Origin of the sequence: Streptomyces sp. NRRL F-5123 (genome assembly GCF_000721495.1) — a bacterium.
Taxonomy (GTDB): Bacteria; Actinomycetota; Actinomycetes; order Streptomycetales; family Streptomycetaceae; genus Actinacidiphila.
This window is the reverse complement of sequence record NZ_JOHY01000010.1, coordinates 34,982-52,078: the sequence shown is the minus strand read 5'-3', so window position 1 is coordinate 52,078 and position 17,097 is coordinate 34,982. Positions and strand designations below refer to the sequence as shown.

The window sequence follows — 17,097 nt, the reverse complement described above, 5'->3', positions numbered from 1 at the left end:
GACAGAAGAATAAGGGGAGGGAGGGGTCGGGCGCCCGCGCCGAGCCTGCTGCGGCCCCGTGCCGGGCTGTCCCGGGCTCGCCCCGGTCCTGCCCCGGCCCGTGCCGGGCTGTCCCGGGCTCGCCCCGGTCCTGTCCCGGCTCCGCGTCGGGCTGTGCCGGGCCTGCTCCGGTCCTGCCCCGGCCTCGTGCCGGGCCCGTCCCGGCCCCGCGTCCGGCCCGTCCCGCCCCGCGCCCGCCCCGGGAGGTGCGTACGATGACCGACCGCCCCGCCGTCCGTACGCCGCAGGGGGTGCTGCGCGGGACGGCCGAGGGCGGGGTCGCCGCCTACCGCGGGGTGCCGTACGCCGTCGCGGGACGCTTCGCGGCTCCGCGGGACGCACCCGGCTGGACGGGGGTACGGGACGCGAGCGCGCCCGGGCCCGCCGCGCCGCAGCCGCCCTCGCGGCTCGCGGCCGTGACGGGGCCCGGCGGCGGGCTCGCGCAGAGCGAGGACTGCCTCACCGTGAACGTCTGGACGCCCGACCTGCACGGCGAGGGCGGCACCGGCCTGCCCGTCGTGGTGTGGCTGCACGGCGGCGGCTTCTCCAGCGGTTCCGGCGGTGAGGACTTCTACGCGGGGGCGCAGCTCGCCGCGCACGGGCGGATGGTCGTCGTGACCGTCAACTACCGCCTCGGCGCCTTTGGCTACGCCCACCTCGGCCCGGAGGCGGCGGCCGTCAACCCGGGCCTGCTCGACCAGCTCGCGGCCCTGCGCTGGGTGCGCGCGTCGGCGCCCGCGTTCGGCGGCGACCCGGCCCGCGTCACCCTCGCCGGCCAGTCCGCGGGCGCCCTCTCCGCCCTCGCCCTCCTCGCCCACCCCGCGGGCCGCGGCCTCTTCGCCCGGGCCGTCCTCCAGAGCCCCCCGGCGGGCGTCGCCCCCTTCGCCCCTGAGCAGGCGGCGGCCCGCACCCGCCGCCTGGCGGAACTTGCGGAGACGTCCCCCCGGCCCCCGGCGAGCGCCGCACCGCCGCATCCTGCGCCCGGCGCGGACGCCGGGCCTGTCGGCCCTGCGTCCTCGGGCGGGTCCGGGGTGCCGGGTCCGTACCCGCTTCCCGGCGGGCAAGGCCCGCCTGGCGCGGGCGCCGGGTCCTCGGGCGGGTCCGGGGTGCCGGGTCCGTACCCCGCCGGGAGCGCGGCCCTCGCCGCTCGACTGCGCTCCGCCGCCGTTCCCGTCCTGCTGCGCGCCCAGCAGGATCTGGCGCGGGAGCAGGACGAGCCGCTGTCCGTGACGCCGGTGCTGCAGCTGGTCGCGGCGGGTGGGCTGCCCCGCGACCTCGTCGGGGCTGCGCGGACGGACGTGCCGCTCCTCGTCGGCACCGCGAGGGACGAAGCGAGGGCCTTCTTTCCCGGCGAGCCCGGCGGCGTGGTCGCCGACGTCACCGCCCGGAGCTTCACCGACGGCACCCTGCGGCTCGCGGCACGGGCGGCCACCGCGTACGTCTACCGTTTCGACTGGGCCCCGCCCGGCAGCCCGCTCGGGCCCTGCCACTGCATCGAGCTGCCCTTCCTCTTCGGCGCCGACCGGCCCGCGTGGCGCGCGGCTCCCGTGCTCGCGGGCGCCGACCCGGCGGAGCTGCGCCGCCTGACCGCGGAGGTCCAGGGCGCGTGGGCCGCCTTCGTCCACACCGGCGACCCGGGATGGCCCGCGTATCCGCAGGTCAGGAGCTTCGGATAGGTTCCCGGTGCGGGGCGGCCGCGCGGCCGTCGATCACGCGGACCCCGGTCCGCGCGGTCTGCGTGCCGCCCTTGGCGCCCGCACCGTTAGCCCGGGGCCACGGGTTACGGGACGCGTCCCCACCTCCGCGCGGTACCGGCCCGCGGGCCCGGGGAACGCCGTCGACACGGCCCGGCCGCCCGTCGAGAATCGGCGCCATGAGCCTGTCCGTGCACACCTTCCGCTACGACGCCGACGGCGGCCACGACTTCCTGGACGACCCGGAGAACGGCGCCGAGCTGGCCGGATTCGAGAGCACGCGCAAGCGGCTGTGGGGCGGCGAGGACGCCGTGGCCCTGGGGGCGCGCTTCCTGCCGCGGCTCGCGCGCGGGGATCTGTACGTGGAGCGGGACGACGTCGCGGACTTCCTCGCCGAGTGCGCGGCGCTGCGGCCGCACCTGGGCGAGCTGGCCGTGCGCGGCGGCTACCTCCCCGACTACGTCCGCGAGCGCTTCGCGAACATCGTCGCGGCCGCCGAGCGGGCCCGCGCGGTCGGAGGCGGCATCGTCATCTGGTGACCGCGTCTGGTGACCGCGTCTGGTGACCGCGTCCGGTGGTCGCGTCCGGTGGCCGCGCGGGCCCGCTCGGCGACCGGGCCCGGCCACCGCGGCGAGCGGCACGCGCTTATCAACTAACCGATCAGTTGACAACGCTCCTCGGATGAGGTTTCCTGGAGGAGGTTGCTAATCAACCGGTTAGTAAGGAGAGAGCGATGCCGGAGCAGAACAGCACCACCACCACCCCCCTCGTCTTCCTGGTCAGCGGCGCCTCGCGCGGCCTCGGGCGGGAGATCGCCGCGGCCGCGCTGGCCGCCGGGCACCGGGTCGTCGCCGGGGTCCGCAAGCCCGGCGCGCTCGACGACCTCGCCGGGGAGTACGGCGAGCGGCTCGCCGTGACCGAGCTGGACGTCACCGACGGCGACGCGGCGCGGGCCGCGGTCCGCACCGCGGTCGACCGCTTCGGGCGGCTCGACGTCCTGGTCAACAACGCGGGGTACGCGAACGTCAGCTCCGTCGAGGACGTCGGCTTCGACGACTTCCGCACCCAGGTCGACACCAACCTCTTCGGCGTCGTCCGCCTCACGCAGGCCGCGCTGCCGGTCATGCGCGAGCAGCGCGCCGGGCACATCGTGCAGATCTCGTCGGTCGGCGGGCGGCTCGCGACGCCCGGGCTCGGGGCGTACCAGTCCGCGAAGTGGGCAGTCGGCGGCTTCTCGTCGGTGCTCGCCGCCGAGGTCGGCCCGCTCGGCATCAAGGTCACCGTCGTCGAGCCCGGCGGCATGAGCACCGACTGGGCCGGGTCCTCGATGCGGATCGACGCCGTGCGGCCGGAGTACGCGGAGACGGTCGGCGCGATGGCGCGCATGCACTCCTCGCAGAACCTGTCGGCGAGTGACCCGGTGAAGGTGGCCCGGCTGGTCCTGGACGTCGTCGGCCTCGACGAACCGCCGCTGCGGCTGCTCGCCGGGCCGGACGCGTACGCGTACGCCACGGCCGCGGGCCGTGCGCTGCTCGCGTCCGACGAGCGGTGGCGGGAGCTGAGCGAGTCCACGGCCGCGGAGGGCGCCACGGCCGAGCAGACCGACCCGCTGCGGCACTCCAGCTGACAGCTGACAGCTGACCGCTTCCCGCGCCCTCGCCGCCGGGCCCGCCCCGAACCCGCCCCCGAACCCGCCCCCGAGGTCCCCAGGCCGTACGCCGGAGCGTCAACCACTGCTCATGCGGGCGGAGTTGACGGGGCCGCCGCGGGTCTCAGGGGCGCGTGGCATCCTGTGACCTTCACGCCCCGCCGGACACCGTCGGAAGGACGGCCCGGGGGAGGGGCGGGGGAGGGGGGTCGCATGAAGCTGTGCTTTCTGGTGGAGGAGAACTACCGCCGCGACGGCATGCCGGTCGAGGTGATCCGGCAACTCGGCGCGTGGGGCCACCAGGTGGACGTGGTGCGGCCCGGCGGCTCGCTGCTGCGGATGACCGACCTGCTGCGGACGGCCGCGCACGACGCCTGGGTGCTCAAGACCGTCTCCGGCGGGCCCGGGCTCACCTTGCTGGAGGCCGCCGCGTCCGCCGGGCTCACGACCGTCAACGACGCGCGGGCCATCCGCCGGGTGCGCGACAAGGCGCTCGCCGCCGCGATCGGCCGGGCGGGCGGACTGCCGATGCCGGTGACCTACGCCGCCGCCCGGCCCGAACTCCTCGCCGAGATACCGGAGTCGGACTTCCCGCTGGTCGTCAAGCCCGCCGACGGCAGCTCCGGGCGGGCCGTGCACCTCGTCGCCACGCCCGCCGCCCTCACCGCCCTCGCCCCGGAGCTGCGCGGCGAGGGCCTGCTCATCGCGCAGCCGTACGTGCCCAACTCCGGTGTGGACATGAAGATCTACTGCATCGGCGACGACTTCTACGCCACCGAGCGCCGCTCCCCGCTGCACCCCGACCTGCCGCACCCCGAACGCCGGGTGCCGCTGCCGCGCGAGGTCGCCGCGATCGCCGCGCGCGCCGGTGCGGTCTACGGGCTCGACCTCTACGGCCTCGACGTCCTCCTCGCGCCGGACGGCCCGGTCGTCGTGGACGTCAACGACTTTCCGAGCTTCCGGCAGGTCCCGGACGCCGCCGCGCGGGTCGCCGCCGCCGTCCTCGACCTGGCCCGCGACCGGCGACCGGCGCCCGCCGCCCCGCCCGTGCCGCCCGCCCCGCCCGTGCCGCCCGCCCCGCCCGTGCCGCAGACCCGGCCCGGCTCGACCCCGGCCCCGGCGGCCGTCCCGGTCCCGTGAGCCGCGCCCCCGCCCCCGGCGGCACGGAGGAGCCCCACGGCGCGGGCGCGGAGCCCGACGGCCCGCGCGCCCCCCGGCCCCGCGGCAGGAGCCCGCTGGGTGCGGCCCACCAGGTCCCGCCGCCGCGGGTGCGCCGCCCGCTACGGGTCGGGCTCGTCACGCCCGATCCCGGCCACCCGCTGCTCGCCGCGTCCGCCGCGCTGCTGGCGGGCGGCGGCGCGAGCGTCGAGGTGCTGGACCCGGCGGCCCCCCGCCCGCCGGGCGAGCCCGCCGACGTCTACCTGCTCAAGTCCCGTACGCCGCAGGCCCTGGAGCTGGCCCGCGCGCTGGAGGCCGAGGGTGCGCGGGTCGTCAACACCGCGGCGTCGACCGCTCGTTGCCAGGACCGCACCGCCATGGCCGCCGACGCCCTGCGCGCCGGACTGCCCTTCGCCCCGACCCGCAGCTACGCCTCGCCCGCCGAACTCGTCGCCGCGGAGGCCGGATCCGGGCCCGTCGTCGTCAAGAGCAGGTACAGCCGCAAGGCCGACACCGTCGTACGGCTCGAAGGCCCCGCCGCGGTACGGGACTTCGCGGCCACCGCGCCCGTCGAGCCGTACGTCGTCCAGGACTTCGTGCCCAACTCCGGCTGGGACCACAAGCTCTACGCCATCGGCCCGCACGTCTTCACCGCCCGCCGCCGCTCCGAACTGGCCGCCCCCACCGCCGACACCGGCCCGCTGCCCGCCGCCCTCCCGCCCGCCTGGCGGGACCTCGTCCGCCGCACCGGTGCCGCCTTCGGCCTTGAGGTCTACGGCGTGGACGTCGTCGCGACCGCCGCGGGCCCCGTCGTCGTGGACGTCAACGCCTTCCCCGGCCTGCGCGGCCGCCCCGGCGCCCCCGAGGCGCTCGCCGCGCTCGTGCTGCGCGGCGCGGGCGGCTGGACGGCTGCGGCGTGCGGCGGCCCCTGGGTGTGACCGCCGCGCGCCCGGCTCAGGAGGCCTCGGCGCGCGCCGCCTCGATGTCGGCGTAGTGCGCCTCCGCCCACCGGCACAGCTCGTGCAGCAGCGGGGACAGCGACTCCCCGAGAGCGGTCAGCGAGTATTCGACGCGCGGCGGCACGACCGGGAAGGCCTCCCGGTGGACCAGCCCGTCCGCCTCCAGCGAGCGCAGCGTCTGCGTGAGCATCTTCTGGCTGATCCCGCCCACCGCGCGCATGAGTTCGGCGTGCCGGTGCGGGCGGTGGCCGAGCAGGAAGAGGATCAGCGCGCTCCACTTGTCGGAGACCAGCTCCAGCACCTGGCGCGACCCGCAGTGCGGGTTGAGGACGTCGGGGACGGGGATCGCGGGCTGCTCGTCGGGGTCGGGTCCGGTGTCGGGTCCGGCGTCGGTGTCGGTGTCGGTGGCCGGGGCCGTGTCGGCGGTCATCCGGCGCCTCCTTCGTGTGCCGGGTTCCCCGGCGGTGAGCGACAGGCACCCGAAAGTGCGTACTGGTCAGCGGAATCGTAGGGAGCATACGGTCCAGGTACGGCCAAGCGCCGCCGCCTACAGGGGAGTTGCTGCCCCGGCGAGACGCGCCCGCCCGTGTTCCGGGCCCGGGACGCGGCGCCGTGCGCCGCCCCCACCCCTTACGACAGAACAGGAAGCGGATACGTCATGCGCTACGCAGTGCTCGGCACCGGCAGCGTCGGCCGGACCCTCGCCGGCAAGCTCGCCACACTCGGCCACGAGGTCGCCGTCGGCACCCGCGACCCGAGCGCGACGCTCGCCCGTACCGGGACCGACGCCTACGGCAACGCGCCCTACGCCGAGTGGCAGGCCGCGCACCCGGCCGTCGCCCTCGTGACCTTCGCCGAGGCGGCCGCGGGCGCCGACGCCGTCGTCAACGCCAGCTCCGGCGCCGCCAGCCTCGACGTGCTGGCCGCGGCCGGCGCCGCGAACCTCGCGGGGAAGCCGCTCGTGGACGTCGCCAACCCGCTGGACTTCTCGCACGGCACCCCGCCGTCCCTCGACCCCGTCAACACCGACAGCCTCGCCGAGCAGATCCAGCGGGCCTTCCCCGCGGCCAAGGTCGTCAAGACACTCAACACGACGAACGCCGCCGTCATGGTCGACCCGGCCCGGGTGCCCGGCCCGCACAGCGTCTTCGTCTCCGGTGACGACGCCGACGCGAAGAAGGCGGTCACCGCCCTGCTGGAGTCCTTCGGCTGGCCGCCCGAGAGCGTCATCGACCTCGGCGGCATCGCCACCGCCCGCGGCACCGAGATGCTGCTGCCCGTCTGGCTGCGGCTGTACGGCGTGATCGGCCACCCGGACTTCAACTTCCACATCGCGCGGGCCTGAGCCGCGGCGAGTCGCCGCGCGCCGGGCCGCCGGACCGCGCTGGGCGCAAGGGCCGGCGTGGCTGCGCGCGGGCCCGGCCCACGATCGCCGCGCGGGCGGCACCGCAAGGAGGGGGGTGCGGTGGCGTCCGCGCGGTTGTCCCGTGCTTCGGGCGGTCGCGGTCGCGGTCGTTCGCGTGGGCGTTTCGCGCGCCGGGCGGTGAGGGTGGCGTTCGCGTGGTTGTTCCGTGCTTTGGGCGGTCGCGGTCGTTCGCGTGGTTGTTCCGTGCTTTGGGCGGTCGCGGTCGTTCGCGTGGGCGTTTCGCGCGCCGGGCGGTGAGGGTGGCGTTCGCGTGGGCGTCTCGCGCTTTGGGGGGCACGGTGGCGTCGGCGCGCGCCGTCCCGCGCTGTGGTGCGGTCACGCGGCGTCCGCGCGGCCGTCACGCACTCCGGGCGGTCACGGTGGCCCGGACCCGTTCAGCCAGAACGCCCCGTACACCGTCGCCCCCAGCGCGCACACCGCCAGCACGGCCACCCGCCACCGCACCCGCAGCCGCCCCAGCGCGGCCGCCACCGGCACCAGTACGCCGAACGCGGGCATCAGCAGCCGCGGCTTCGATCCGAAGTAGCCCGACGAGCACAGCGCCAGCGCGAGCACGATCCCCGTGTAGACCTGGACGGGCAGTGGCAGCCGCGGCCCGCCGTCGCGGAAGCCCCGCACATACCCCCACAGCAGCACCCCGACACCCGCCGCGAGCAGTACCCCGCCCACGTACGGCGGGCGCGCCGCGAGGCCGCCGGTGAAGCGCGCGAAGGCGGCTCCGCCGTCGAAGCCGTTGCCCCAGCCCTTCTGCACGTCCAGGTAGCCGAACAGGCTGCCGCGCCGGGCGCCCACCCACAGCACGTACGCGGCCGCGCCGACCGGCGCGAGCACCGCGCCGGCCACCAGCCGCGCCGAGACCCCGCCGCGCCGCGCCGCCGTACCCGTCGCCACCAGCACCGCGCACGCGACCGCCAGCCCGATCGGCCGGGTGAGCCCGGCGGCCGACGCGAGCAGCCCCGCGGCGATCCACCGCCGGTCCAGCGCGCAGCACAGCGACCACGCGGCGAGCGCGGTGAACAGCGACTCGCTGTACGCCATCGACTGCACGATCCCCACCGGCAGCGCCGCCCACAGCACGACAGCCGCGACCGCGACGTCCGGGCGGTCCGGGACGCTCCGCCGCACCACCGCGTGGATGCCCGCGGCCGCGGCGAGCGACGCCACCGCCGAGACCAGCAGCCCGGCGTCCGGCTCCGCGAGTCCGGTCAGCCACGACACGGACCGCTCCAGCCACGGCAGCAGCGGGAAGAAGGCCAGGTCCGACAGCCGCCGCCCGTCCGGCGCCGTCAGCACGTAGCCGTAGCCCTGGTCGACAACCCGCACGTACCAGAGCGAATCCCACCGCCGGGACAGCAGCGTCACCGCGCTCTTGCCGTTCGCCGCCGACCAGACGGCGAGCGCCACCAGCCCGGTGGCGCGCACCGCCACGTATGCGCCCAGCGCGGCGAGCAGTCCGCGCCGGGCTTCCTGCCCGCCGCGCGCGGGTAACCGGCGCCGCGTGGGTAACCGGCGCCGCGTCGGGTGACCTGCCGTCAGCACGGCATCCGGCTCTCGCTCTCGCTCTCGTCAGGGACGGTGGAACGGTCGGCGGGTGCCGGTCCCGCGGTGTCCCGCGCGCTTGCCGTGCCCCCGCCGCCGCATCTTACGGGGGCGAGGCGATCTTCCTCCGGTGGTTGGTTGTTCGCGCCGTCCTCCCCCCTCCGAAGGGGGCCCGGCGGGTCCCCGCTCCGGGGCGGGGCTTGCGGTGGTTTTCGCGACCTTGCGGTGGGTGGGTGGTTGCTCGCGCCGTTCCCCGCGCCCCTGGTGTACCCGGCGGGGCATCGCGCACTCCGTACGGGGGTGGGGTCGGGGGCCACTCCGGGGGTACCTCCTCGGAATGCGCGTCTGACGTTATGACGTGTCCGGTGCCGGACGGGGTGCGCATTCCTGCGGGGGCACCCCCGGATCGTCCCCCTCCCGACGTTGCGTTGGCGGCTGCCTGCCGGTGGGGGTGATGTTTCAGGGACGGCGGGTCAGTCCCCGACGGTGGTTCACCCTCACAGGTGGACAGAAGCTCTCGCTCCCACCTGCACGGGTGGTGGGGGTGGGATCCCCGCGCCGTCAGGCGCGGGCACCCCGATGGTGGGTTCGCTCCCGGCGGCGGTGCACCCCCGCAGGTGGGGGAAAGCCGACGTCCACGTCGCACGGAAGCCCCCCCCGCGTCGGCAGGCGCGGGCACCCCACCGGCGGGAGCCGAAAGCCCGCCGCGAGGGCCGCCCCCCCGGAGGGGGTCAGTGGAGTGAGCGGAAGGTCGAGCGGAGGCGGCGAGCCTCGGCGAGACGGCGTTCGTAGGTGGCGCCTACGTAGACGAGGAGGGCGCCGGCCAGGGCGACGGGGGCCCAGTGGGGGAGGTGGTCGAGGGAGCGGAGGACGGGCGGGGCGAGTTCGTGGGCCGCGTCGGCCAGGAGGACGAGGCCGCCGGTGAGGAGCGGGGCCCGCAGCCGGTGGCGGGCGCCGAGCAGGGTGACGGCCAGGGCGGCGGCGCCCAGCAGGAGCGGGCGGACCCCGTGCGGCTGGGCCCAGACCGCGAGCAGGCTCGGCAGCAGGGTCGCCCACAGCCCCAGCCCGTACGCGGGCCACGAGTCGAGCGAAGGGTCGCGGCGGCGGCGCAGATGCCCCAGGAGGAGGAGTACCGCGGACGGACCCGCGGTGTACGGCTCCGGCGCATGCACCCCCGCGAGGGCCAGCTGCACCCACAGCGACGCACTGAGCAGTGCCGTGGCCCCGGCCGCCGCGGCCCGGCGGCGTTCGGGACGGAGCGCGGTCCCGGCCGCGCCCGCACCGGCGAGCGCCAGCGCGAGGCTCAGCTGCTGCGGGTGCCCGGCGGTCGCGGTGACCGCCGTTGCGCCGAGCACGTACCCGGCGTACTCCACGCCCGGCCCCGCGAACCCGGCCACCGGTACGGTCGCCAGCGCGACCCCGAGCACCGCGAACGCGGCGAGGTGCGGCGGCATCCCGGCGGCGTGCGCGGCCCGCGCGGCCTCGTACCCGAGCGCGCCGACCGCGACCACGCCCGCGGGAAGAGCGAAGCGCCGCGCGCCGGCCATGCCCCCCGCGACGACCGCCGCGATCCCGAACACGACGAGCGCGGCCGCGTCCCGCGCGAGCGACCACCCGCCCGCCACCGCCCCCGCGGCGACCAGCACACAGAGCGTGACGCCGCGGACGACCTGGGCGGGGCTCGCGGGCCGGGCGACGGCACGCGGGATCTGGACGGCCCCCCATCCGGGAAGCGGCGGCCCCGCGGGGTACGGCGGGCCGATCACCGGTGGGGCGGGCGGGAGTTGGTGGATGTCGGGGTTTGGGGCTGGGGGTGTGGGCGGGAGTTGGTGGGTGTCGGGGTTGGGGGCTGGGGGTGTGGACGGGAGTTGGTCGGTGCCGGGGCTCGGTGGCGGGGGAGTGCGCGGGAGTTGGGGTTCTCCGGAGGGGGGCGTCGCGGGGGCGGCTCCCGGCCTTTGCCGGTCCGGCGGCACCGGCGCCGCAGCGACCGGGGGCTGCGGCGGGGGCTCGGTCCGTACCAGTGCCGCGGTTGCGGCGAGGGCGAGGGCTGTGGGGATCGCGACCGCCGCCGCGTAGGGGGCGCCCGCCGCGATCGGGGCGGTCACCGCTGCCGCCACCGCGGCCACCGCGGCCGTACAGCTCAGCGGCAGCGTCATCGTGCGGAAGCGTGCCGCCGCTCCCGCCGCGACAGCCGCCAGTAGGGCGGCGACTGTCGCGGCGGTTCCGGTGGCGTGCCACGTCCCGGGGAAGTCCGGGGTCCCGCGCAGAGGTTCGGTGAGTGCGCGGAGCAGGTCCGGAAGGACGGACACGCCTGCGGCGGCCAGCACGAAGGCGCCGGCCGCCGACAGTCCGAGGGGTACGGGGGTGTGGCCGCGCCGCGGGGGGAGGGCGAAGGCCACCGCCGACAGCAGGGCCGCCGGGCCCGCCCACGCGAGGGCGAGCCATGAGGGCGGCAGGGCGAGGTGCGGGGCGACCGCCGCGGCGGAGAGCAGGGCCAGGCCCGCGAGCGCCGCCGTCGCCGCGCGTACGTGCGGGCCCGCGGCCCGCAGGCTCGCTGCCGCCAGGCCCACCGCGGCGGCGAGCAGCAGGGGGACGCAGGCGCGCAGCGCCGGGCCGTAGGAGGAGAAGGAGTACGCGGCCGCGCCGGCGAGCAGGCCGGCTGCCGCCGCCCCCACCGCGGCGGCGCCGACCGCGAACGGCCCCGGCGCGCGCGCCCGCAGCCGCGCCGCCACCACGAGGTCGGCGCCCGCGCTCACGAGCAGCGCGTACGCCAGGCCCGTCGCGTGCGCGTGGGCGAGCCCCGCGGTGAGCGGGGCGGGCAGCTGGAGGAGCAGCAGGGCGGCGTACGGCAGCAGCTCCGAGCGGCTGAGCCGCGCGTACGCCGCCGCGCCCGCCGCGGTGAGCCCCGTGACGGCGGCCCAGTAGCCGTATGCCCGTACGCCGTCGAGCCCCGCGAGGCCCGCGGCCCGGGCGGCGTACGCGTCGAGCAGCACCAGCGCGAGGCCCACCGCGGAGGCGGTCTCCGCGGTGGCGCCCAGCGCGCGCCGCCGCAGCGGGAAGGGCGCGGCCAGCACCGCGGCCGTCAGAACCGCCAGGACGGCGGCGCGCGCGCCGATCCCGAAACGCCCCCAGCTCACGAGCGTGAACACCAGCCCGGCGAGGGTGAGCAGCGAGCCGCCCAGCGTGAGCAGCAGGTTTTGCGCGGACCGCGCCTCCACGTCCGGCCCCGGTACGGCGACGTTCGGGGCCGCGGCCCCCACCCGCCGCCCCCGCAGCGCCGCGAGCAGCACCGCCCGCCGCTGGGCCAGCACCGCCTGCCGCTCCGCGAGGCCGCGCAACTCGGCCCCGATGAGGGCCAGTTCCGTGACCGCGTCGCCGTCGAGGGGCAACCCGCATCGCGGGCACACCCCGCCTCCGGCACCGGGCGGTGCTACGTGCGGCCAGCCGCAGTCGGGGCAGCGGTCGAGGTTCATGAGCCGAGTGTGGGAGCGGGGGCGCGGGTGCGGCATGAGTACGGGTACTCAAACCTCGCCGGTGGCGGTGGGGGGCCGCCCGCCGCGGAGGGCGGTGCGCGTTTTGGGTGCGCGGGGAGGCCGCCCGCGCATGCCGCGCGGGGTGAGCGTTTCTGCTGCGCAGGGCGGTGAGCGTTTTCAGGGGCGCGGAGAACTGCGCGCTCAGCCACGACGGTGGCGCGGGTCGTCACCGACCCGAAGGGGCAGTACCGTTTCGTACCGGACCACCGGCCGGTGGGTGGTTGCTCGCGCAGTCCTCCCCCAGAGCTTCGCCTGGGAGGTACCCCCACGCGCCCCTGAAGACGCTGAACTCGGCGCGGCAGCGCGCACCTTCGCCCGGCGCGGCAGCTGGGATCGCGCAACCCCCGGGGCCTGGGCGCAGCCCGGAACGTTCGCCGCGCGCGGTAGCGCAAACCGCCCGGCGCGGTAGCGCGGGCACGCGCAGTTCCTGGCCCTGGGCGCAGCCCGACACCCCCCACCCCGCGCGGTAGCGCGAAGCGCTCGCCCGGCGGCTCACCGCGGCCCCCGACACCCCCACCCCGCGCGGCAGCGCGAAGCGCCTGGTCGGCGAGGGGGAGGGGGAGGGGGAGGTCAGAGGGAAGGGACGAGGGTCAGGTAGGCGATGCCCAGGATGGTGCGGTAGCCGCGGAGCCAGGCGGAGCGGTGGGTGTCGAGGCGGTCGCGGGTTGCGGGGGCGGAGGGGTGGTTGGGGTGGGTGGCGAGCCAGAGCTCCGTGTCGGCGAGGTAGCCGGATTCGAAGTCGTCCCACTCCGTGCGGTCCGCGGACTCGACCCACACGGGGCGGAAGCCCGCCGCCACCGCCGTGTCGACGAGGGTCGCGAGGTCCGTGTGGTCGGTGGCGGCGGCGTCCGGCCAGGATGCCGCCAACTCCGCGGGGGTGGGCTCGCGTTCCCAGAAGCCCTCGCCGAGGAGTACGCGCCCGCCGGGGCGTACCCGGGCCCGCAGTGCGGCGAGCGCTTCGGCCAGGTTGTCCGCGAGGGCCTGGCTGGCGCCGAGGCAGAGCACGACGTCGGCCGGCTCGTGGTCGGCCTTCGTCGCGTCGGCCTCGACGAAGTCGGCCCGCGCGGAGAGCCCCCGGGCCGCCGCGTTGGCGCGGCCCCGTGCGAGGTCCTCGGTGTTGAGGTCGAGGCCGGTGCCGCGCGCCGGCGGGGCCGCCGCCAGGAGCCGCAGCATCAGCTCGCCCCACCCGCAGCCGATGTCGAGGACGCGCCCGCCGTCCGGCGCCGCCGCCAGCACCGGGGCGAGGCGGTCCACCCAGCGCGCGGCCCGCGCCTCGCCGATCGGCCCGTGGAAGACCAGCCCGGTGAGCCGCGGCGGCCCGTCCGCACCGGGTACGTCAGCAGGGGCCGGGTCCCCCGAGGGATCCGGCCCCTGCGCTGCTGCGGGGTCCTGCGGTGCGTGCGCGGATGACGTCATCCGGCGAACCTACGCATCGTCCGCGGTGGCGGCACCTCAATTACGGTCGGGGGTCGGGGGTCTCCGGCGGGGTTGCGCATCGTCCGCGGTGGTGGCACCTCAATTGCCGCCGGGGGCCTCCTGCGGGAAGAGCGTCGCCGCCACGTGGTGCGTGTCGGCGTACTCGATCACCGACGTGATCCGTCCCTCCCGCACCGTGTAGATGCCTATGCACCGGTTGTCGTACGCGGCGCCGTGGACCGTCTGCGCCTTCGACGTCCATTCGGCGACGACGCGCTCGCCCTCGGCGATCGTGCTCACCAGCTCGATCCGGACCGTACCGGGAACGAACACCGTGCCCATGCTGCCGAGGAAGTCGTCGACGATCGCGTCGCGGCCCTGCCAGATCTTCGACGTGGGCAGCGAGCCGGGGTAGTGCCAGGTCGCGTCGGGCGCGAAGCTGTCGCGGATGACGTCGGCGTCGCCGTCGCGCACGGCTTCCACGTAGCGGATCACGACTGCGCGGGGGTCGGTGAGGGGGGTCTGCGGGGTCTCGTTCATGGCCGGGGCCTTTCTGCGTCGGGTCCGTACGGGAAGGTACGGGGGTACGGGAAGGTAGGAGGGGCACGGGGCGGGGGCGGGTCAGGACACCGTCAGCACCGCCTTGCCGCGGATACGCCGCTCCCGCAGGTCCGTCAGCGTCGTCGCCGTGTCCGCCCAGCCGGCGACGCGGCCGATCTCCGGGTGCAGCCGGCCGCCGGCGGTGAGGCGGACGAGCGCGGCGAGGTCCGCGTCGAGCGGGGTGTCCGCGTCGAGGTAGTGGAAGTGGCGGATGACCGCCGACTCCGGGCCCGCGAAGAAGTCGAAGAAGTCCAGCGTCACGGGCGTCCTGCTGGCCTGGCCGAACCAGACGAGGGTGCCGCGGCGGGCGAGCCGGGCGAGGGCGGCGGGGAGCGCGGTGCCGCCGGTGGATTCGAGGACGACGTCGTACGGGCCGTGCGCCGCGGCCACGTCGTGGACGACCTCGGCGGCGCCCAGTTCGCGCAGCCGCGCCCCGCGTTCGGCGTCCCGGGTGACCGCGGTGACCTCGGCCCCGGCGGCGGCCGCAAGCTCCGTGACGTAGTGGCCGACACCGCCCGAAGCTCCGGTCAGCAGGACGCGGCGGCCGGGGACGGGGCCCGCGGTGCGCAGCAGGCGGAGCGCGGTGAGGCCGGCGAGGGGGAGGGCGGCGGCCTGGACGGTGGGGACGGCGTCCGGGAGGACGGCGAGCGCGCCGGTGGGGACGGCCGCGAACTCCGCCCAGCCGCCGGCCATCGGGTGGCCGACGACCCGGGCGAAGCCCGCGGGGCCCGTGCCGTCCGCGGCAGGCTGGACGACGAGGCCCGCGATGTCCTTGCCGGGGCGGTCACCGGGCGCGGGGGCCTCCAGCTTGAACGTCTCGCCCCGGTTGACGGAGAAGGCCTCGACCTTCACGAGCGCCTCGCCGGGCCCCGGTACGGGTTCCGGCACCTCGGCCAGCACGACGGGTTCTGCGGCGTCCCCGGTGGGTATGTAGGCCTTCATCTCCCCTTGCCTCCTTCTGGCTTGTTCTGCGGCGCTCTCTGCGTCTGACGCCCATCCCACCGCCACGGCCCCCGCCCGGGCCAACAACCCTGCGACCTCTCCGACAACCGGAAGTTGTCGGCTATGGTCAGGCGCATGGACGCGGCACCCGACTTCAGCTCCACCACAGGCTCTGCCCCGGGTTCCACGGACGATCCGGGCTCCGCGGACGGCTCCGCGAACGGCTCCGCGAACGATCCCGGCTCCGCGAACGGCTCCGCGAACGGCTCCGGCTCCGCGGACGGCTCCGCCCCCCGCCTCGATCTCGACCTCGCCCACGTGCGGGCCTTCGCCGCCACCGCCGAGTCGCTGCACTTCGGGCAGGCCGCAGCCCGGCTCGGCATCTCCCAGCAGGCGCTGTCCAAACGCGTTGCCCGCCTCGAATCGCTGCTCGGCGCCCGCCTCTTCGACCGCGACGGCGGCACCCGGCGCACCCGGCTGACCGACGCCGGGGAGCGGTTCGCGCCCGCCGCGCGGGAGGCGCTGGCGGCGGGGGAGCGGGCGGTGGCCGCGGTGCGCGGCGGGCGGCAGGCGCTGCGGCTCGACGTCTGGGGGCATCTCTACGCCCCGATGCGCACCGTCGCGCACGCCGCCGACGCCGCTGCCGCGGCCGACCCCGCGCTGCGGCTGGAGCCGGGGCCGGGGCGGGACTGGCCGTCCGTCGCGGAGGCGCTGCTGAGCGGTGCTGCGGACGCCGGGTTCGGGCGGGTGCACCCGCTGCCGGACGGGCGGGACCGCGGGCTGGCCCACCGGCTCGTACGGCTGGAGCCGGTCGACGCGGTGGTCAGCGCGGCCCACCCGCTCGCCGGGGCGGCCGAGCTGCGGCCCGCCGACCTGCGCGACAGCGTCCTGTGGGCCCCCGCCGAGCTGCCGCGGCTGGACTTCCTGCGCCGCTTCGCCGACGACTTCGGCATCGCCCGCCGCCAGAGCGGCCCGAACCTCGGCCCCGACCACCTCGTCCAGCACCTCCGCGCCGACCCGCGCTCCTTCACGCTGGTGCCCGCGGACGCGCCGCTGCCGTCCGTCGCGGGCCTGCGCTCCATCCCGCTGACCGGCCCCACGCCGCTCTACGCCTGGTCCCTGGCCTGGCGCGACACCCCGCGCCACCCGCTCCTGGACGCCCTGCTGGGCGCGTTCACCGCGGCGGCCCGCGCGCGCCGCTGGCTCGACTACGTGCCGGGGCGCGACTGGCTCCCGGACGCCGACCACGCGCAGCTCGCGCCACCCGCGGACGGCGGGAAGGAAGACAACCCGCCGCCGTCCCGGAGCGCGCGCTTCTGACGGGGCAGGCAGACCGGCTCAACGCCGCGTTCGACGCGACCGGTTGAGGTGGCATCCTCGGGAGGCGTGGAGAACGTACGGGTGCGGCGGACGCGCAAGCTGCTGCGGGACGCGCTCATCGAGCTGATCGAGGAGCGCGGCTTCGACCGCGTCACCGTCGGCGAGATCTGCGCGCGGGCGATGGTCAGCCGGGCCGCCTTCTACCGCAGCCACCGGGACAAGTACCAGCTCGTCGAGACGATCTTCGACGAGGCCGTCGAGGAGATGCTCGGCGCGATGGGGGAAGGCGGCGGCGAGGACGGCGCGGAGCGCACGCCGCTGGAGCGCTGGATCGGCTTCTACGAGCACATCGACGGCTACCACCGCTTCTACGGCGCCCTGCTCGGCAGGAACGGCAGCCCGTGGTTCGCCGACCGCATGCGGGCCACGCTCGCGGCGATGGTCGGTGAGCACCTGCCCCGCCCCCCGCAGGACCAGGACCCCGGGGCCGGCCTCGTACCGACCGTGCTCGCCGCGATGTCCGTGCAGTCCATCGCGTGGTGGCTGGAGCGCGGGCGGCCCTACCCGCCGCGGCACATCGCCGTGCGGTCGGCTCGGCTGGCGTCCGCGGTCATCGCGGAGGCGCAGTCGTGGGACGAAAAGGGTAGCCGCGCGTCGCCCGGGACACACCGTGTGTGAGCGGGGCAAAACATTCTGAATGTATGCCCCGTATAAGTGGCCACTCCGCTCCCCCCAGGCCTACGCTGAGTTATGGATGCGGCACTTCGGGGCGGAGACCCGGACACATCCGTCGGCAGAAACGAACTGCACTCTGCAATGCGAA

Annotated in this window: 14 protein-coding genes; 8 read left to right on the top strand and 6 right to left on the bottom strand. The window is 76.8% G+C overall.

Going from position 1 to position 17,097, the window contains the following annotated elements:
• Positions 1 to 254 precede the first annotated feature (254 nt).
• The 5 genes from IH54_RS0112315 to IH54_RS0112295 all read left to right on the top strand — a co-directional run bounded on the left by IH54_RS0112315 (position 255) and on the right by IH54_RS0112295 (position 5,477).
• A complete protein-coding gene (locus IH54_RS0112315; protein WP_031515890.1) occupies positions 255 to 1,715 on the top strand; it encodes a carboxylesterase family protein in 1,461 nt (486 codons plus the stop codon).
• 197 nt (positions 1,716 to 1,912) lie between these two features.
• Positions 1,913 to 2,272, top strand: a complete 360-nt coding sequence (locus tag IH54_RS0112310; protein ID WP_031515888.1) for a hypothetical protein — start codon at positions 1,913 to 1,915, stop codon at positions 2,270 to 2,272.
• A gap of 194 nt (positions 2,273 to 2,466) precedes the next feature.
• A complete protein-coding gene (locus IH54_RS0112305; protein WP_052397344.1) occupies positions 2,467 to 3,360 on the top strand; it encodes an SDR family NAD(P)-dependent oxidoreductase in 894 nt (297 codons plus the stop codon).
• A gap of 234 nt (positions 3,361 to 3,594) precedes the next feature.
• The gene (locus tag IH54_RS0112300) at positions 3,595 to 4,521 is read left to right on the top strand and encodes an ATP-grasp domain-containing protein (RefSeq protein WP_052397343.1); all 927 of its coding nucleotides are present in this window, start codon (positions 3,595 to 3,597) and stop codon (positions 4,519 to 4,521) included.
• Positions 4,518 to 5,477: an ATP-grasp domain-containing protein gene (locus IH54_RS0112295; protein WP_234343474.1), complete on the top strand. Its 960-nt coding sequence runs from the start codon at positions 4,518 to 4,520 to the stop codon at positions 5,475 to 5,477. The genes IH54_RS0112300 and IH54_RS0112295 overlap by 4 nt, the downstream gene beginning before the upstream one ends.
• Positions 5,478 to 5,493: 16 nt before the next feature.
• Here IH54_RS0112295 and IH54_RS0112290 read toward each other — a convergent pair whose 3' ends face one another.
• Positions 5,494 to 5,928 carry a winged helix-turn-helix transcriptional regulator gene (locus IH54_RS0112290; RefSeq protein WP_078862134.1) on the bottom strand — a complete coding sequence of 145 codons (435 nt, stop codon included), beginning with the start codon at positions 5,926 to 5,928 and terminating at the stop codon, positions 5,494 to 5,496.
• Positions 5,929 to 6,156: 228 nt separating this feature from the next.
• On the opposite strand from IH54_RS0112290, the gene IH54_RS0112285 reads away from it, so the two are divergent.
• Positions 6,157 to 6,843: an NADPH-dependent F420 reductase gene (locus IH54_RS0112285; protein WP_031515878.1), complete on the top strand. Its 687-nt coding sequence runs from the start codon at positions 6,157 to 6,159 to the stop codon at positions 6,841 to 6,843.
• A gap of 435 nt (positions 6,844 to 7,278) precedes the next feature.
• On the opposite strand, the gene IH54_RS0112280 is transcribed toward IH54_RS0112285, so the two are convergent.
• The 5 genes from IH54_RS0112280 to IH54_RS0112260 form a co-directional block, all read right to left on the bottom strand.
• Positions 7,279 to 8,463 carry a hypothetical protein gene (locus IH54_RS0112280; protein ID WP_420711736.1) on the bottom strand — a complete coding sequence of 395 codons (1,185 nt, stop codon included), beginning with the start codon at positions 8,461 to 8,463 and terminating at the stop codon, positions 7,279 to 7,281.
• Positions 8,464 to 9,194: 731 nt separating this feature from the next.
• The gene (locus tag IH54_RS47650) at positions 9,195 to 11,936 is read right to left on the bottom strand and encodes an SCO7613 C-terminal domain-containing membrane protein (protein WP_159011793.1); all 2,742 of its coding nucleotides are present in this window, start codon (positions 11,934 to 11,936) and stop codon (positions 9,195 to 9,197) included.
• Positions 11,937 to 12,566: 630 nt separating this feature from the next.
• A complete protein-coding gene (locus IH54_RS0112270) occupies positions 12,567 to 13,412 on the bottom strand; it encodes an SAM-dependent methyltransferase (RefSeq protein WP_078862133.1) in 846 nt (281 codons plus the stop codon).
• Positions 13,413 to 13,511: 99 nt separating this feature from the next.
• Positions 13,512 to 13,952 (bottom strand): nuclear transport factor 2 family protein, encoded by a 441-nt coding sequence (locus IH54_RS0112265; RefSeq protein WP_043180640.1) that lies wholly within the window; start codon positions 13,950 to 13,952, stop codon positions 13,512 to 13,514.
• Between the two features lie 81 nt (positions 13,953 to 14,033).
• Complete coding sequence (locus IH54_RS0112260; RefSeq protein WP_031515868.1) at positions 14,034 to 14,954, bottom strand: zinc-binding dehydrogenase; 921 nt, start codon at positions 14,952 to 14,954, stop codon at positions 14,034 to 14,036.
• A 135-nt stretch (positions 14,955 to 15,089) separates the two neighbouring features.
• Here IH54_RS0112260 and IH54_RS0112255 point away from each other — a divergent pair, with 135 nt between their 5' ends.
• Positions 15,090 to 16,274, top strand: coding sequence for a LysR family transcriptional regulator (locus IH54_RS0112255; RefSeq protein WP_107060160.1), 1,185 nt, complete (start codon positions 15,090 to 15,092; stop codon positions 16,272 to 16,274).
• A gap of 66 nt (positions 16,275 to 16,340) precedes the next feature.
• On the top strand, positions 16,341 to 16,952 hold the full coding sequence (locus IH54_RS0112250; protein WP_052397342.1) for a TetR/AcrR family transcriptional regulator: 612 nt from the start codon (positions 16,341 to 16,343) through the stop codon (positions 16,950 to 16,952).
• Positions 16,953 to 17,097: the final 145 nt, after the last annotated feature.

Excerpts from the sequence above, each read along its gene's own strand:
- IH54_RS0112315 (WP_031515890.1), top strand. The coding sequence starts at position 255 with ATGACCGACCGCCCCGCCGTCCGTACGCCGCAGGGGGTGCTGCGCGGG.
- IH54_RS0112310 (WP_031515888.1), top strand. The coding sequence starts at position 1,913 with ATGAGCCTGTCCGTGCACACCTTCCGCTACGACGCCGACGGCGGCCAC.
- IH54_RS0112305 (WP_052397344.1), top strand. The coding sequence starts at position 2,467 with ATGCCGGAGCAGAACAGCACCACCACCACCCCCCTCGTCTTCCTGGTC.
- IH54_RS0112300 (WP_052397343.1), top strand. The coding sequence starts at position 3,595 with ATGAAGCTGTGCTTTCTGGTGGAGGAGAACTACCGCCGCGACGGCATG.
- IH54_RS0112290 (WP_078862134.1), bottom strand. The coding sequence starts at position 5,928 with ATGACCGCCGACACGGCCCCGGCCACCGACACCGACACCGACGCCGGA.
- IH54_RS0112285 (WP_031515878.1), top strand. The coding sequence starts at position 6,157 with ATGCGCTACGCAGTGCTCGGCACCGGCAGCGTCGGCCGGACCCTCGCC.
- IH54_RS47650 (WP_159011793.1), bottom strand. The coding sequence starts at position 11,936 with ATGAACCTCGACCGCTGCCCCGACTGCGGCTGGCCGCACGTAGCACCG.
- IH54_RS0112270 (WP_078862133.1), bottom strand. The coding sequence starts at position 13,412 with ATGACGTCATCCGCGCACGCACCGCAGGACCCCGCAGCAGCGCAGGGG.
- IH54_RS0112265 (WP_043180640.1), bottom strand. The coding sequence starts at position 13,952 with ATGAACGAGACCCCGCAGACCCCCCTCACCGACCCCCGCGCAGTCGTG.
- IH54_RS0112260 (WP_031515868.1), bottom strand. The coding sequence starts at position 14,954 with ATGAAGGCCTACATACCCACCGGGGACGCCGCAGAACCCGTCGTGCTG.
- IH54_RS0112255 (WP_107060160.1), top strand. The coding sequence starts at position 15,090 with ATGGACGCGGCACCCGACTTCAGCTCCACCACAGGCTCTGCCCCGGGT.